Origin of the sequence: Streptomyces sp. NBC_00989 (assembly GCF_045162655.1) — a bacterium.
GTDB lineage: Bacteria > Actinomycetota > Actinomycetes > Streptomycetales > Streptomycetaceae > Streptomyces.
In genome coordinates this window covers 5,688,021-5,702,859 of record NZ_CP108728.1, presented here as the reverse complement: position 1 = coordinate 5,702,859, position 14,839 = coordinate 5,688,021, and the positions used below count along the sequence as shown (strand labels likewise).

At 70.7% G+C, this 14,839-nt stretch carries 12 protein-coding genes; 3 read left to right on the top strand and 9 right to left on the bottom strand.

Annotation, left to right across the window (positions count from 1 at the left end):
- Positions 1 to 47: 47 nt before the first annotated feature.
- Positions 48 to 1,418 (top strand): polysaccharide lyase family 1 protein, encoded by a 1,371-nt coding sequence (locus OG714_RS25025; protein ID WP_406124211.1) that lies wholly within the window; start codon positions 48 to 50, stop codon positions 1,416 to 1,418.
- 22 nt (positions 1,419 to 1,440) lie between these two features.
- On the opposite strand, the gene OG714_RS25020 is transcribed toward OG714_RS25025, so the two are convergent.
- The 7 genes from OG714_RS25020 to OG714_RS24990 all read right to left on the bottom strand — a co-directional run bounded on the left by OG714_RS25020 (position 1,441) and on the right by OG714_RS24990 (position 11,166).
- Positions 1,441 to 2,874, bottom strand: coding sequence for a VCBS repeat-containing protein (locus OG714_RS25020; RefSeq protein WP_406124210.1), 1,434 nt, complete (start codon positions 2,872 to 2,874; stop codon positions 1,441 to 1,443).
- Between the two features lie 102 nt (positions 2,875 to 2,976).
- Positions 2,977 to 3,453 (bottom strand): hypothetical protein, encoded by a 477-nt coding sequence (locus OG714_RS25015; RefSeq protein WP_406124208.1) that lies wholly within the window; start codon positions 3,451 to 3,453, stop codon positions 2,977 to 2,979.
- 121 nt (positions 3,454 to 3,574) lie between these two features.
- A complete protein-coding gene (metG, locus tag OG714_RS25010) occupies positions 3,575 to 5,299 on the bottom strand; it encodes a methionine--tRNA ligase (protein WP_406124206.1) in 1,725 nt (574 codons plus the stop codon).
- 132 nt (positions 5,300 to 5,431) lie between these two features.
- Positions 5,432 to 7,117 carry a VWA domain-containing protein gene (locus tag OG714_RS25005; RefSeq protein ID WP_406124204.1) on the bottom strand — a complete coding sequence of 562 codons (1,686 nt, stop codon included), beginning with the start codon at positions 7,115 to 7,117 and terminating at the stop codon, positions 5,432 to 5,434.
- A 192-nt stretch (positions 7,118 to 7,309) separates the two neighbouring features.
- A complete protein-coding gene (locus OG714_RS25000; protein WP_406124202.1) occupies positions 7,310 to 9,313 on the bottom strand; it encodes an FUSC family protein in 2,004 nt (667 codons plus the stop codon).
- A gap of 26 nt (positions 9,314 to 9,339) precedes the next feature.
- A complete protein-coding gene (locus OG714_RS24995) occupies positions 9,340 to 10,338 on the bottom strand; it encodes an endonuclease/exonuclease/phosphatase family protein (RefSeq protein WP_406124200.1) in 999 nt (332 codons plus the stop codon).
- Between the two features lie 75 nt (positions 10,339 to 10,413).
- The gene (locus OG714_RS24990) at positions 10,414 to 11,166 is read right to left on the bottom strand and encodes an alpha/beta fold hydrolase (protein WP_406124198.1); all 753 of its coding nucleotides are present in this window, start codon (positions 11,164 to 11,166) and stop codon (positions 10,414 to 10,416) included.
- Positions 11,167 to 11,245: 79 nt separating this feature from the next.
- On the opposite strand from OG714_RS24990, the gene OG714_RS24985 reads away from it, so the two are divergent.
- Positions 11,246 to 12,607 carry a PLP-dependent aminotransferase family protein gene (locus OG714_RS24985; RefSeq protein WP_406124197.1) on the top strand — a complete coding sequence of 454 codons (1,362 nt, stop codon included), beginning with the start codon at positions 11,246 to 11,248 and terminating at the stop codon, positions 12,605 to 12,607.
- Here the strand turns inward: OG714_RS24985 and OG714_RS24980 are convergent.
- A complete protein-coding gene (locus tag OG714_RS24980) occupies positions 12,489 to 13,466 on the bottom strand; it encodes a hypothetical protein (RefSeq protein WP_406124195.1) in 978 nt (325 codons plus the stop codon). The genes OG714_RS24985 and OG714_RS24980 overlap by 119 nt on opposite strands.
- 189 nt (positions 13,467 to 13,655) lie before the next feature.
- Between OG714_RS24980 and OG714_RS24975 the strand changes: the two genes are divergently transcribed.
- Entirely contained in the window at positions 13,656 to 14,228 is a 573-nt protein-coding gene (locus OG714_RS24975; RefSeq protein WP_406124193.1) for an SH3 domain-containing protein, read from the top strand.
- 98 nt (positions 14,229 to 14,326) lie between these two features.
- Here the strand turns inward: OG714_RS24975 and OG714_RS24970 are convergent, their stop codons facing one another.
- Complete coding sequence (locus tag OG714_RS24970) at positions 14,327 to 14,797, bottom strand: hypothetical protein (RefSeq protein ID WP_406124192.1); 471 nt, start codon at positions 14,795 to 14,797, stop codon at positions 14,327 to 14,329.
- Positions 14,798 to 14,839: the final 42 nt, after the last annotated feature.

Here is a 14,839-nt window from a genome sequence, read left to right as displayed (position 1 = left end):
GGCCACTGAGGAGTCGTAACCCCCTCACCGCACCGAAGGACTCCCCCGTGGCCGCCACCGCTTCACCCGCTCCCTCCCACCGCCGCTCCCTCCGCAAGCGCCGCACCATCGTCGTCACCGCGGCCGCCGCCGCCGCGGGCATCGGCGCCGGCATCCTCGTGCTCAACGCGAACGCCGCCAGTACCACCGCGACCGTCGACCTGTACCACCAGACGCTCGCCGCCAAGGACGGCTGGGCTTCCTCCGGTACCGGTACCACCGGCGGCGCGAAGGCCGACGCCGCGCACACCTTCACCGTGAGCACCCGCGCCCAGCTCGTGAAGGCGCTGGGGTCCACCAGTGACACCACACCCCGGATCGTGAAGATCAAGGGCACGATCGACGCCAACACCGACGGCTCCGGCAAGAAGCTGACCTGCGCCAACTACTCGGCGGGGACCGGGTATTCGTTGTCCGCGTATCTGAAGGCCTTCGATCCCGCCACCTACGGGACCTCCAAGCTGCCCTCCGGTACGCAGGAGAAGGCGCGAGCGTCGGCGCAGACCAAGCAGGGGAAGAACATCATCTTCCGCGTGCCGGCCAACACCACCGTCGTGGGCGTGCCCGGCACCAAGGCCGGGATCACCGGCGGCATGCTGCAAGTACAGGGCGTGGACAACGTCATCGTGCGGAACCTGACCTTCGCCGCCACCCAGGACTGCTTCCCGCAGTGGGACCCGACCGACGGGGACAGCGGGAACTGGAACTCGCAGTACGACGCCGTGACGCTGCGCGGTGCCACGCACGTCTGGGCGGACCACAACACGTTCACCGACGCGCCGGGGCTCGACACCTCCGACCCGACGTACTACGGGCGCCAGTACCAGATCCATGACGGCGACCTCGACATCACCAAGGGCTCGGACCTGGTGACCGTCGAGCGCAACCAGTTCACCAACCACGACAAGACCATGCTCATCGGCAGCAGTGACACCGACAGCGTCGGCAAGCTGCGTGTCTCCATCCACCACAACGTGTGGAAGGGCATCGTGCAGCGGGCGCCGCTGGCCCGGATCGGCCAGATCCACATCTACAACAACTACTTCGACACCACGACCCTCAACGGGTACGTGCTCCAGTACAGCGTCAACTCGCGGGCCAAGGCGCAGGTCGTCGTCCAGAACAACTACTGGAAGATTTCGGCCAGTCAGAAGGTCGGCAAGCTGTTCAGCGGTGACGGGACCGGGTCCATCGCGGGCGGCGGCAACCTCGTCAACGGCGCGGCCACCGACCTCGTCGCCGCCTACAACGCCGCCAACTCCAAGAAGCTGAAGACCACCGTGAACTGGACGCCGACCCTCACGGCCGGTCTGGAGACGTCGGCGAAGAATCTGCCGACGGAGCTCGCGACCACGACCGGGGCCGGCGTCCTCAAGTAGCCGATGGAGAAAGGCCGTTGCCTCAGATGAGCCAGAGGAGCCCGTACCCACCCAGGGCCGTGTCGCTCTTCTGGGTGAGGCCGACCGCAGGTCCGGTGAACAGCTTGGTGCCCGTGGCCGTCGGGCGGGAGGTGCCGCCGGGGAAGACCCAGACGGCGCCGGTGGCGTTGTTCTCGTAGGCCGCGCTCACGAACAGCTCGGGCTTTCCGTCCTTGTTGACGTCCCCGACCGAGACCGTCGTACCGAAGAAGTCGTCGGTCTCGGAGGCGCCGGGGACGCCTGTGGTGTCCTGGGTGAAGGAATAGGAGCCGGTGCCGAGCGCGCCCGTACGTCGGCCCGGGATCACGGTCACCGAACCGGCCCGGCTCTTGCCGGCGACGCCTTCGGTCGGGGCGCCGACGACGATGTCGGCGAGTCCGTCCCGGTTGAGGTCGGCCACGGCCAGGGCGCCGCCGAACTCGTCGTCCTTCTCGCTCGCGCCGGGCACCCCGGCGGTGTCCTGGGTGAGCTGCACGGGCTCGGTGGTCGCCGCGATGCCCTTCGCCGTGCCGTAGTAGACCAGGACGCGTCCGCCCAACGCGCCGTCCACACCTGCGACATCGGGCTCCCAGGGGTCGCCGACGACGAGGTCGGCGTACCCGTCGCCGTTGACGTCGCCTGAGGCGGCGATGAGACCGTTGCCCCGCTTCGGCTGCATGACGGTGGTGGCCGGGTCGACGTAGACCTCGCCACCGCTCAGGTCGCTGAGGCCCTGGGTGGTGACGGCCAGGTCGAGCACGGTGTCGCCGTCGAAGTCGCCGAGCGCGACGCTCGCCGGAGAGGCGGTGTTCTGGTCGGGTACGGCCGAACCGTAGGTGCCGGTGCGGCTGAACGGTCCCTTGAAGACCAGGGAGTCCGATCCGGCGACCGCGACCTGCGTCCTGCTGCCCGCGCCGATGCTCAGAGCGGCCAGGTCGGTGCCGTACCGCTCCAGGTAGTCCGACGGCGCCGGCAGGTCGGTGCCCGTCGTCAGCCCGCTCTTGCCGCCCCACAACACGGTGACCAGGCCCGCGTCCTTGCCGCGGGCCGTGTCCTCGTACGGCGCGGAGACCACGAGGTCCGCGTAGCCGTCCCGGTTGAGGTCGGCCGTCGCGGTGGCGGAGCCGAACCCGTCGCCCGCCTCCGCCGTGCCCGGTACCCCGGCGGTGTTCTGGGTGATCGTCTTACGGTGGGATGCCGACAGGCCCGACGAGGCCCCGTACAGGATGACGACCGCGCCCGCCCCTTCCTTGCCTGCCACGTTCGCGCCGGGCGCGGGCAGTACGGCGTCGCGGTACCCGTCGCCGTTGAAGTCGCCTGGCACCGCTCCGTGCACCGCGAACGCGGGCGCGGCGGGCAGCAGCGAGCCGCCGGCCAGCACCGCGGCCACCGTCGCGACGGCTCTCCATCTGCCCCTGGACGTCCGTGACTTGACCATGCGAGTCCCCTCCCACCCCGGGCGCATCCCCTGTGCGCCGACAACTGACGCGCAGTGTAAAGGCCCTGGCTGTGCGGGAGTTGGACTTTTCGGGGTCGGGGCTCAGCCGTCGTACGTGCCGTCCCACGGCGGCCCGAAGGCGTGCCGGTCCGGGTACAGCTCCGCCCAGCTGCCGTCCTCGTCCTCCTCCACCAGCAGGCCGAACAGGACGCCGTCCACGGTGCGTTGGAAGGGACGGATCGCGATGTCGGTGTAGCTGCGGCGGGGGAGGGCGCGGAGCAGTTTCGCCAGGTGGATGCGGGCCTGCGAGAGGACCGAGTCGTCGCCGTGCGGGGCGCGTTGCTGCTCGGCCCAGGTGCCGGCGCACCAGATCTCCGAGTCGCGGTAGCGGCCCGCGGGATCGAAGGTGTGGAGCACCGTGTAGAGACGTTTCTGCTCTTCCCAGCCGTCGTCGGGACGGAAGCCTTGGGGGAACGCGTAGGTGACCGACGCCAGGAACTGGCCGTCCGCGTAGCGGCCGACGGCACCGCTGCGTTGATTCGGCTCGTAGGCGATCGGAATGACCTCGGGGACTGCCATGGCGGAACCTTACGGGTTGGCGCGAACACGTCTACGACGGGGTCGGTCGGAGGAGACGTTCAGCGTGCCCGGCCGAGGAGTTCCGGCCGGATCACGCCGGGCCGTGCCGGGCTACGCCGGGTCAGGCCCTGTCTCCGCCGAAGCGCTCCTTGTACGTCTCCAGGTCCTCGTCCGTGAGCTTCGCGAAGAGGACCGGGGGGACGGTGAAGGGGGTGCCCGCGGGGACGGTGGTGAGGGACCTCGCCTCTTCGGGCGAGACCCACGTGGCCGTGTCCGCGGGCAGGGCGAACGCCGCGCGCATCGCCGCCGACGAGGACGGGATGAAGGGTTCCGAGACCACCGCGTAGAGGTGGATCAGGTTCATCGCGGTGCGCAGGGTGAGGGCCGCGGCCTCCGGGTCGGTCTTGATCTCCAGCCAGGGGGCCTTCTCCTCCAGGTAGGAGTTGCCGGCCGACCACAGGGCGCGCAGCGCCGCCGCGGCCTTGCGGAACTGGAGGGACTCCATCTGGGACTCGTACTCGGCCAGGAGTCCCGCGATCTCCTCGCCCAGCTTCGTCTCCGGCTCGCCCGCCGCCTTGCCCGCCGGGACCTCCTCGCCGAAGCGCTTCTTCGAGAAGGACAGGACGCGGTTGACGAAGTTGCCGAGGGTGTCGGCCAGGTCCTTGTTCACCGTGGCGGTGAAGTGCTCCCAGGTGAACGACGAGTCGTCCGACTCGGGGGCGTTGGCGATCAGGAAGTAGCGCCAGTAGTCCGCCGGGAGGATGTCCAGGGCCTGGTCGGTGAAGACGCCGCGCTTCTGAGACGTGGAGAACTTACCGCCGTAGTACGTCAGCCAGTTGAAGGCCTTGACGTAGTCGACCTTCTTCCACGGCTCGCGTACGCCGAGCTGCGTGGCCGGGAACATCACCGTGTGGAACGGGACGTTGTCCTTCGCCATGAACTCCGTGTAGCGGACCGGGTTCTCGCCCTGGTCGGACTCGTACCACCAGGACTTCCAGTCCCTGTTCTCCGGGTCCTCGTCCGACCACTCCTTCGTCGCGCCGATGTACTCGATCGGGGCGTCGAACCAGACGTAGAAGACCTTGCCCTCCGCGGCCAGCTCCGGCCAGGTGTCGGCGGGGACCGGGATGCCCCAGTCCAGGTCGCGGGTGATCGCGCGGTCGTGCAGGCCCTCGGTGAGCCACTTGCGGGCGATGGAGGACGCGAGCTGCGGCCACTCCTCCTCGTGGGCGGCCACCCACTCCTCGACCTCGTGCTGGAGCTTCGACTGGAGGAGGAAGAGGTGCTTGGTCTCCCTCACCTCCAGGTCCGTCGAGCCGGAGATCGCCGAGCGCGGGTTGATGAGGTCCGTGGGGTCAAGGACGCGGGTGCAGTTCTCGCACTGGTCTCCGCGGGCCTTGTCGTAGCCGCAGTGGGGGCACGTGCCCTCCACGTAGCGGTCCGGGAGGAAGCGGCCGTCGGTGGGCGAGTACACCTGGCGGATCGCGCGCTCTTCGATGAAGCCGTTCTCGTTCAGGCGGCGGGCGAAGTGCTGCGTGATCTCCCTGTTCTGCGGGGAGGAGCTGCGGCCGAAGTAGTCGAAGGCCAGCGCGAAGCCGTCGTAGACCGCCTTCTGCGCGTCGTGCGCCTGCGCGCAGAACTCCGCTACGGGGAGACCCTGCTCCTTCGCGGCCAGCTCGGCCGGGGTGCCGTGTTCGTCCGTCGCGCAGATGTAGAGGACGTCGTGGCCGCGCTGGCGGAGATAGCGGGAGTACACGTCCGCCGGGAGCATGGACCCCACCATGTTGCCCAGGTGCTTGATCCCGTTGATGTACGGAAGGGCGCTGGTGATGAGGTGTCGAGCCATCGGGGGGCTGCTCCCAGGTCGGTGTGTTGCTGTTGCCGCGAACCTTGAAATCGTAGCCGACATGGGTGTGCCGCCCGCCTCCCGTTTTACGGGGTGGGAAGCGGGCGGCACGGGGAGAAGCGGTTACGGCGGTTACGGGCGCCAGTCGATCAGGACGCCGTCGTAGAGCTCCGCGTCCGTGAGCTCCAGGGGGGTCGGGCCCGCGTGGAAGAAGGCCGTGTTGTCGGTCTTCAGCTTGCGGAGGTAGTCGAACGCCTTGTTCTCGTGGTCGCCGAACGCGACGAACGAGAAGAACACCGAGGCGTGGGACTTGGCCGCGTCCGTGAGGGACTGGGTGGCCGGGGTCTTCGCGTCCGGGGCGCCGTCCGTCTGGAAGACGACGAGGGCGGGGGTGCCGGGGGTGGCGTTCTTGTCGTAGTGCGCGAGTACGGCTTCTACGGCGGCGTGGTAACTGGTGCGGCCCATGCGGCCGAGGCCGGCGTGGGCCTCGTCGACCGCGTTCTCGGGGGAGGTGGGGGTGAGGTCTGTGGTGCCGTCGACCTCGGTGGAGAAGAAGACGACGTGGACGGTGGCCTCGGGGTCCAGGTTGGCCGAGAGGGCCACGGTCTGGTCGGCGAGGGCTTGTGCGGAACCGTCCTTGTAGTACGGGCGCATGCTCGCGGAGCGGTCGAGGACGAGGTAGAGCTTCGCTCGGGTACCGGTGAGGTTGGCCTTGGCGAGAGCGAGCGCGGCGGAACCGGTCCCTACGGCCTCGGCTGCGCCATCGGCCTCGATGCTCTCCCCACCCGCACCGCCCGTGATGCTCTCGTCGTCGGGTGCGGGTGGCCCCTGTGGGGCGTCCTCGCCGTCGGCGGCCGCGGCCAGGGGGGCGGGCACGGCTGCGTCGGTGTCTGCGTCTGCCTCTGCGGCGACTGGTTCCGCTGCGGGTTCGGCGACCGGTTCCGCGACGGGTTCTGCCACTGCTGCCGGTTCGGTGGTGGTGGCCTCGGCCGCGACCGGCTCGGCGACCGCGACTGCCTCCGGCTCGGTCTCGGGCTCGGCTTCCGGTTTCGGCGTGACGTCCGCGACCGGCTCAGCCTCAGCCTCCGGAGTCACCTCAGCCTCAGCCTCAACAACCGGCTCGGCTTCCGCGACCGGCTCCACCTCGGGCTCGGGCTCCGGCTCCGGAGTCACCTCAGCCGCAGGCTCAGCCTCCGCTGCCGCCTCAACGGCCGTCTCCGCCGTCGCCTCAACAACCGGCTCCACCTCCGCGACCGGCTCAACAACAACCTCGGTCACAGGAGGCTCAACAACAGCCTCAGCCTCAGCCACCGGCTCGGCAACAGCCTCAGCCGTCGTCGGCTCAACGACCGCCTCGTTCACCGGCTCAGCAGTCACCTCGATCACCGGCTCCGCGACCGCTTCAGCAGTCGGCTCGGTGACTACTTCGGTCACCGGCTCGGCGACCGGCTCGGTCACAGCCTCCGGCTCGCTCGCACCCGAACCCCCGCTACCCTCCGCCCCTTCCGACGAAGTCGCCGGCTTCGGGACCGTCACGTTGTCGAAAGCCAGCGCAACGAGGTCGTGCTCGTCGTCGTCCTCCAGCGTGGAGGACGGGCGCGGCTCCGGGACCTGGGGTGTTGCCGCAGGGGACGGGGTCGGCGTCGAGGTGAGGTCGGGTTCTGTGGAGGGGGACGGGACCTTCGCGTCCGGTTCTCCCGCTCCCGTCACCGTGGTCGGCTGCTCTTGCGAAGGAGTGCGTTCCGCACTCTCTGTCTCGGCGGCACGCTCCTTGCGTGACCTGCCGAACGCATTCCGCAGGAGAGTGAGAATGCCCATGTGCGCAACCCTTCGCGTGAGTTGAAGCCGTCAATCCCTGGCCAGGACGGACACGTAAGGTTAGCGGCCTCGGATGGCGATCTTAGGCATGGGCAAGGCGCATGAGACGCGTCTCGTCAACACCCCCTGTTTCAGCCACCACTTCGCTCACCCGTTCACCTGCCCGTTCGTGTCGGACGCCACGAAGTGATCTCAGTGTGGTGACGCGATCGCCCGTGCCGCCGCCACCTCCTGCCGCAGCGGCTCCAGCACGCTGTCCGCCGGGCCCGTCAGATCCGTACGGACCTCCACCAGCACCTCCGACTCGCGTACGCCCTCCGACAATTCCCGCAGCTGGCGGGCCACTTGGGTCACCTCGGCCGGTGACGGCGGTGGTGCTCCGTGCTTCACCCGTACCCTCGCCGCCGTCGTCGCGTCGACGATCCGTTCCACGGCCACGACGAGCGGGAGCCAGCCGGCGGCCAGGCGGCCGGTGGGCGGGGGTTCGGTGAGGGCGCGCTGGAACTCCGTACGGATGACGGACAGATCGCGGTAGAGGCGGCGGCGCATCCGGGCACGGGCCGCCGGGTCCACCTCCGCACCAGATCCAGGACCAGGACCGGCGCCAGGACCAGCACCGCCAGCGCCAGCGTCCGACGTGCCGAACGCCGACTCCACATACCTCGCCGTGTCCGTCACCGCCTCCGCCAGGCGGTCCCCCACCCGTGTGTGCCAGCTCTCCGGCCAGAGGAGATATCCGGCCACCAGCGCGATCCCGCAGCCGATCAGCGAGTCCACCAGGCGGGGGAGCAGCAGCGCCGTGCCCTGGTGGTTCAGGACGTCGGAGAGGAGCAGGATCACCGGCGTGATGGCCATCGTCTGGTAGCCGTAGCCGCGGGGGGTGAGGGCCGGGATCAAGGGAGCCAGGAGGAGCAGGACCAGGACCTCCCACCAACCCCGTGGTACCGCCGACAGCACCGCCGCCGCGATCACCAGTCCCGCCACCGTGCCGAGCGCGCGCAGCAGCGCCCGGGAGAAGACCGAGCCGAAGTCGGGCTTCAGGACGAAGGTGATGGTCAGGGCCACCCAGTACGAGCGCGGTACGGGGACCGTCGAGACCAGGATCTGCGCCAGGCCGATGCAGAGCGCCAGGCGCAGGCCGTAGCGCCAGGAGCCGGAAGACAGCAGCACGTTGCGCGCTGCCCTCGCGGTGCGGATGCGGAGGGCGGCCGGGCGGCCCAGGCGGTCGTCGATGCCGCGTGGGTCCACGTCCGGGGCTGTGACCACCTCCGCCGCGTGGCGCAGGGCGTGGTCGACCGCGCGGGTTGTTTCGCCGGTCGGAGTGGGGAGGTCGAGGCCTATCGGGCCGGTGTAGCCCGTCTCCACGGCGTGGGCGAGGTGGCGGACCGTCTCGCGGATCTGGGGTGGGAGCGGCCGGCCGGACTGGTGGACGGCGGGGGCCGCCTCGACCACCGGCGTGATGGCGTTCAACTGGGCGAGGAGACGGGTGAGTTCGGGGCTGCGGCCGTGGTGGCGGGCTCGGCGGGCCAGGACCAGGTCGTACGACTGGTTCAGGGATTGCGTGACTGCCCGGCGGGCCGCGTCGTAGGCCGCCGTAGGGTCGTCGCCGCAGGTGGAGAGGAGGTCGGCGACGGTCCGGTAGGTGTTCGCGACCGCCGAGCGCTCCGGGACCCCGGAGCGCAACGGCCAGGCCAGCAGGGCCAGGAGGAGGACCAAGAGGCCGCCGCCGGACATCAGGGCGGGGGCCAGCCACCACGCGCCGGGGAGCGGAAGTCCCGCGCCGATCACCGAGTTGAGGAGCAGGAGCAGGCCCGATACGGAGGCCACCGCGCCGATCGTCGAGATCATCCCGGAGACGAGCGCGATGCCGGTGAGCGCGGCGACGGCGTACCAACCGTGGCCGTACACCGCGGAGCCGAGCGTGACGCCGATCGCGCCGAAGAGCTGGGGGATCGCGATGTTGAGGATGCGCATGCGGTACGCGTCGGCGGTGTCGCCGATGACGCCGGAGAGGGCGCCCATGGAGGCGAGGGCGCCGTAGGCCGGTTGTCCGACGGCCAGGCCGATGGTGAAGGGGAGGGACATCGCGACGGCGGCGCGGGCGATGGCCGGCCAGTTGAGGGGGGCCTGCTGGGGTTGGAGGTTCCTCACCAGCCAGTCGGGGGGTGTGAGGCCGATGGGGAACTCGCGGGACATGCGCCCATTATGAGCAGCGCCCTCGCTTATTCGTGCTGGTGGAGCGTGATGTCGACCAGCAGGGCGCGGTGGTCGGTGTCGGCCAGGTCGAGGAAGCGGGCGCTGTTCGCGGAGAAGTCCGGGGACAGCAGGACGTGGTCGATCTGGGTGCCGAAGGTGGGCGCGAAACGCTCCGGCCAGCTGGGGGTGCGGTCGTGGCCGGCCATGCGGGCGCCGTCGCGCAGGCCCGTGTCCAGGATGCGGCGGAACGCGGCATGGTCCTGGGAGGAGTTGAAGTCGCCGGCGAGGATCGTGGGGGTGGTGCGGTCGGTGGCGGCGAAGGCTCGGAGCCGGCCCAGTTCCCGGCGCCACAGGGCGACCTGGTTCGGCAACGGGGGCATGGGGTGCGCGAGTTGGAGCCGTACGGAATGCCCGTTCACGTCGGCCACCGCGCCCGGCATGCCCATCGTGCCGGTGACGCCCTGCGTGCCCTTGAGCGGGAAGCGGCTCAGGATGACCGAACCGTGCGAACCGGCCGCCGCCACCGCCCGCCGGTAGGGGAACTCGGTGCCGAAGCCCCTTCCCAGCGTGGCCTGGCAGGTGTACTCGCACTCCTCCACGAACACCACGTCCGGCCGCTCCCGCCGGATCACCGGCACCAGCGAACCGGTCCCCCGCCCGAACTCGACGTTCGACGTCAGCACCCGGAACTGGGCGATCGCGGGACCGCTCGGGTCCCCGCTCTTCCCGTACGGCTCGATGAACCAGGCCAGCAGGCCCAGCACCGTGACGCCCCACACCAGGCCCAGCCGCCAGCGGGTGACGAGGGAGAGGAACAGGCCGACGCCGGTCGGGACGAGCAACCAGGGCAGGAACGCGAGGAGTTGGGGGACCGGGGTGATGCCGTCCGTGTCCGCCGTACGGCAGCCGACGACCACGCTCACGCCCGTGAACAGCAGCCCGGCGCACCATCGCCAGAAGCGGCGGGCGCGGTGACGCTCGGGTACGAAGTCGGCGGCGGTCCACTCGGTGGTCGCGGTGCCCAAGTGATGACCTTCCCGTCTTGGGGGCAGGTGTCCGAATCATCCCACGCGTTCCGAGATCATCCCCGTGTTCCAGGGTTATCCCACGTGTGTCAGGAACTCCCCCAGCATCTCGTTGAACTCCTTCGGGCGTTCGAGATTCGGCAGATGGGCCGCGCCCTCGATCACCCGGAGCGTGGAGTCGGGGAGCGCCGCGTGCGTCGCCTCCGCGTCGGAGACGGGGGTGTAGGTGTCGTCGGCGCCCACGACCACCAGGGCCGGGACCGGGACCCGGGTCAACAGGTCGCGGTAGTCGGGGCGTTGGGCACGGGCGCGCAGGGCGGCCGCCGCGCCCTCGGGGTGCGTGTCCGTCATCATGCGGTGGACGTGGGCTTTGACCTGGGGGTCCGCGTACGGCGCCACCATCCGCTCCAGCACCTCGTCGGCGTAACCGCGCATGCCCTCCCGTAGGAGCCGGTCGGCTGTCGCGTTGCGGGTGCGGGCGGCCTCCGGGGTGTCCGCCGACGGGAAGGTGTCGGCCAGGACCAGGCCCCGGACGCGCTCGCCGAACCGGCCGTAGCAGTCCATCGCGATCTGGCCGCCCATCGACAGCCCGGCCAGCACGAATGTCTCGATCCTCAACTCGTCCAGCAGGGCCTCGATGTCGGTGGTGAAGTCCGAGAAACGGGTGACGGTGGAGGGCGAAGGGGAGCGGCCGTAGCCGCGCAGGTCGGGGGCGACGACCCTGCGGCCGGGGGAGAACGTCTCGATCTGCGGGGTCCACATCGTGTGGTCGAAGGGGTGGCCGTGGATGAGGACAAGAGGGACATGGGAGGGCGTATGGGGTGGCATGTCCTCGACCCTAGGTCCCGTCCTCTTCTCGGTGCAATAAGATCTTTGCCCTCGGTGCGATATGAGGAAGGGAGGGTGAATGGGCGACTACCGGCGCATCGCCGACCGTGTCGCGGGCGACATCGCCTCGGGACGGCTCCGGCCGGGTCAACAACTGCCCCCGCAGCGGGTGTTCGCCCGGCAGCGCGGGATCGCCGGGTCTACGGCCGGGCGCGTCTACGCCGAACTCGTGCGCCGGGGGCTGGTGGTGGGGGAGGTCGGCCGCGGCACCTTCGTGCGGGCCGCGGCGGCGGGGCCGTACGGGCAGGCGATCGTCGAGGCGGCGACCTCGGCGCCGGTGAACCTGGAGCTCAACTACCCTTCCGCGCCAGGCCAGTCGGAGCTGCTGGCGCCCGCTCTCGCGCCGCTGCTCCGCCCCGACGTACTGACCGAGGCCCTGCGCCCGGCCCCGGCCACCGGCACGGCGGCGGCTCGCGAGGCGGTGGCGGAGCTGCTGGCCACGCCCACCTGGCGTCCCGCCCCCGACCGCGTCCTCTTCAGCGGCAACGCGCGTCAGGCCATCGCCGCCACCCTCGCCTCCCTCGTCCGGCCGGGCGGCCGGGTCGGGGTCGAGCCGTTGACGTATCCGCTGGTCAGGGAGATCGCGGGGCGACTCGGGGTCACGCTGGTCGCGTTGGAGACGGACGGGGACGGACTGCGCCCGGAGTCGGTCCGTGCCGCGCATCGCACCGCGCCCCTCTCCGCGCTCTACTTCCAGCCGACGCTCCACAACCCGACCTCCGTGACGACGAGTGAGGAGCGGAGGATCGACATCGCCCATGTCGTGCGGGAGTTGGGGCTGCCCGTCGTCGAGGACCGCATCTGGTCCTTCCTCCATCCGGACTCCCCCGCGCCGCTCGCCGCCTACGCCCCCGGTCTCGTGCACGTCGTGGACGGGCTGTCGAAGCGGGTCGCGCCGGGGCTCACCGTCGGGTTCCTCGTCGTGCCGGAGGGGCGGGTCGACGAGGTGGCCGTGGCGATCCGGTCGGGTGGGTGGAGTGCGGGGCGGTTCGCGTTGGAGGCGGGGGTGCGGTGGATGGGGGACGGGACCGTGGGGCGGCTGGTCGCGGCCAAGCGGGCGGGCGCGGCGGCCCGACACCGGCTCGTCGTCGAGGAGTTGGGCGAGTTCGCCGTACGGGCCGATCCGCTCACCTATTACGCCTGGTGGGAGTTGCCCGCGCCGTGGCGGGCCGACACCTTCACGGGGGCCGCGGCGGCGCACGGGATCGCGGTCACGCCCGGGACCGCCTTCAGTGTCGATCCGAAGGTGACCCCGGACGCGGTCAGACTTGGGCTCGCGACGGCTGCTGTGCCCGATCTGCGACGGGCGTTGCGGACGCTCGCCGGTCTCGCAGGAGGCGCAGGAGCAGGAACTCCCGTACCGGGCGGGCGTATCGGGTGAGCCAGGCCAGCGCGGCCACCGTCAGGCCCACGCCCAGCAGCAGCCAGGCGACCGTGCGCAGGGTCGAGGTCAGGGCGTCGTAGATCGCGCCGCCCGCCGCCCCGGAGATCTCCGCCGGCAGGTCGGCGACGGTGAAGTGGCGGCCGATCGCGAGCGCGAGGCCGAGCAGCGCACCGCCCAGGGCCGTGCCGAGCGCGGTCGCGGTGATCGCGCGCCGGCGGCGCACGGCGACGGCGATGCCGGTGACGGCGAAGACCGCGGCGGCCACGGGGAGCCAGAAGCCGGCTACCTCGAGCACGTGGAACTCCTTCCGGAGAGGGCCCAGTTCACCGGCCGGGAGAACCGCGACCTCGGTGTGCCGGACGGGGATGCTGTTCGCCAACGGCGGGTTCTCGCGGGCGAGTTGGTGTTTCACGCTGGCGGTGACCGGGGCGAGGTCGACGGTGACCGTGCCGGTCCGTCCCTCGTCCTGGAGGGCGTGCAGTACGGCGTCGTGCGTGACCCGGTTGCCCTCGTCCCAGGCCACGCGGAAGGCCTCGGTCTTCGTGAACGAGCGCATCGCGTCGTGCACGAACGGCGCCATCACGCCCCGTGTCGCGCTGATCTGGACCCCGCTCATCCGGACTCCGCCGACCCGGACCCCGCCGACCTGGACCTCGCGCAGGATGCCCGCGCCGACCGTGTCCGCGATCGCGTCCCGTACGGCCGGGTCCGCGGCGAGGGGGGCCATCGTCGTGACGTAGCGGCCGGAGTCGGTCAGCCCGTACGCCGCCCAGGCCGCCAGCGCGCCGAAGGGCGTGAGGAAGCAGGAGAGGGCGACGAGTACGGCCGACAGGGCGCTCCGGAGACGTGGGGGCACCTCCCCAGGACACGGCCGGGGGGCGTCGTACGCGAGCGGGTTGGGGTTTTTTGACTGCATATGGGTTAAATGTCAAACCGGATGGGTGGGGGTGGTCCCGGAACCCTTGGCGGAACTGGGGAGTCCGCTCTCCGGTGGAGGCTTCACCCGAACGGGTGTTTCCTGGAGCTGGGGAGAAGGAGGCCGATCATGCGCACCACTCCGGCCCTGCGGACTCTGGCCGCGGCCCTGCTCACCGGTGGCACCCTCGCCGTCGCGGCGGCGGGCACCACGGCGGCGGCAGCACCGTCAGCACCGTCCACGTACGCCGAAGGACATGGCGGTGGCGGCGGTGGCGGCAGTCCGATCTGGGGCACGATCGTCTCCCGCACAGATCTGAACGTGCGGGAGTCGCCCACCACCCGGTCCCCCGTCGTCGACTCGCTCTCACCGGGCAGTCAGGACCGCGTCCAATGCGTGGTCAGGGGACAGAGCGTCAACGGAAATCCCGACTGGTACTGGCTCGTCGGCGCGCAGGCCTGGGCCAGCGCCGCGTTCGTCGACACCGGCGGCCAGCGCGTGCCGTCCTGCTCGGACCCGTGTCCGGGCTGGAAGGACGGCGGAGACAGCTCCAACTGGGGCGGCGACAACTCCGGCTGGAACGGCAACGACTCGTCCTCGTGGAGCACCTCGGCCTCCGGGTCGTGGAGCGCCTCGGGCTCGTGGAGCTGGAGTTCCTCCGGTTCGTCGAGCGGCGGCGGCATCTGGAACTGGGCGCCGTAGAGCGGTCGTAGCGAAGGGATCGCAGGGAAGGGATCGTGGGGAACGGCGTGGGCCCCGGCACCAACTCGGTGCCGGGGCCCACGTGTTGCCGTGCCGGGTCAGCGGATGCGGTTGCCCTCTCCGTCCTCGCGTGTGTAGTAGCGGTAGAAGAAGACCAGGAAGACGGCCGCCGTGGTCGCGAGACCGATGGCCGCGGAGCGCAGCACGCTCTCGCCGGTCTGGCTGTAGAGGAAGCCGAGCGCCGCGCCCGCGAAGCCGGACTTGACCAGCGAGTGCAGTTCGCGCTTCAGCAGCGGCGCGAACCGTGCCACCGCCAGGCACAGCACGATGAACGCGAGCGCCGTCACGAAGCCGAACAGGATGTTCCAGCCCGTGATGGGGCCGCCGCCGCGACGGTTGGCCGCCGCCCAGTAGCCGTAGACGAGTCCCAGGACGACCGGGATCGCGACCTTCGCCACGCGGTGGACGCGGGCGTCGAAGATGTCGGGCAGACCGCTGGTGAATCCGCTCCGGCCGGTGGTGTTGCCCGGGCCGGTCATTCCGCCGGGCGTGGGTGCCGCATGAGCCATGAGAGCACTCCTCTCTCTCCCCGTACTACCAATGCACACCCC

What these genes read in the sequence shown, in the direction of transcription:
- OG714_RS25020 (WP_406124210.1), bottom strand. Translation starts at nt 2,874, where the DNA reads ATGGTCAAGTCACGGACGTCCAGGGGCAGATGGAGAGCCGTCGCGACG.
- OG714_RS25015 (WP_406124208.1), bottom strand. Translation starts at nt 3,453, where the DNA reads ATGGCAGTCCCCGAGGTCATTCCGATCGCCTACGAGCCGAATCAACGC.
- metG (WP_406124206.1), bottom strand. Translation starts at nt 5,299, where the DNA reads ATGGCTCGACACCTCATCACCAGCGCCCTTCCGTACATCAACGGGATC.
- OG714_RS25005 (WP_406124204.1), bottom strand. Translation starts at nt 7,117, where the DNA reads ATGGGCATTCTCACTCTCCTGCGGAATGCGTTCGGCAGGTCACGCAAG.
- OG714_RS25000 (WP_406124202.1), bottom strand. Translation starts at nt 9,313, where the DNA reads ATGTCCCGCGAGTTCCCCATCGGCCTCACACCCCCCGACTGGCTGGTG.
- OG714_RS24990 (WP_406124198.1), bottom strand. Translation starts at nt 11,166, where the DNA reads ATGCCACCCCATACGCCCTCCCATGTCCCTCTTGTCCTCATCCACGGC.
- OG714_RS24985 (WP_406124197.1), top strand. Translation starts at nt 11,246, where the DNA reads ATGGGCGACTACCGGCGCATCGCCGACCGTGTCGCGGGCGACATCGCC.
- OG714_RS24975 (WP_406124193.1), top strand. Translation starts at nt 13,656, where the DNA reads ATGCGCACCACTCCGGCCCTGCGGACTCTGGCCGCGGCCCTGCTCACC.
- OG714_RS24970 (WP_406124192.1), bottom strand. Translation starts at nt 14,797, where the DNA reads ATGGCTCATGCGGCACCCACGCCCGGCGGAATGACCGGCCCGGGCAAC.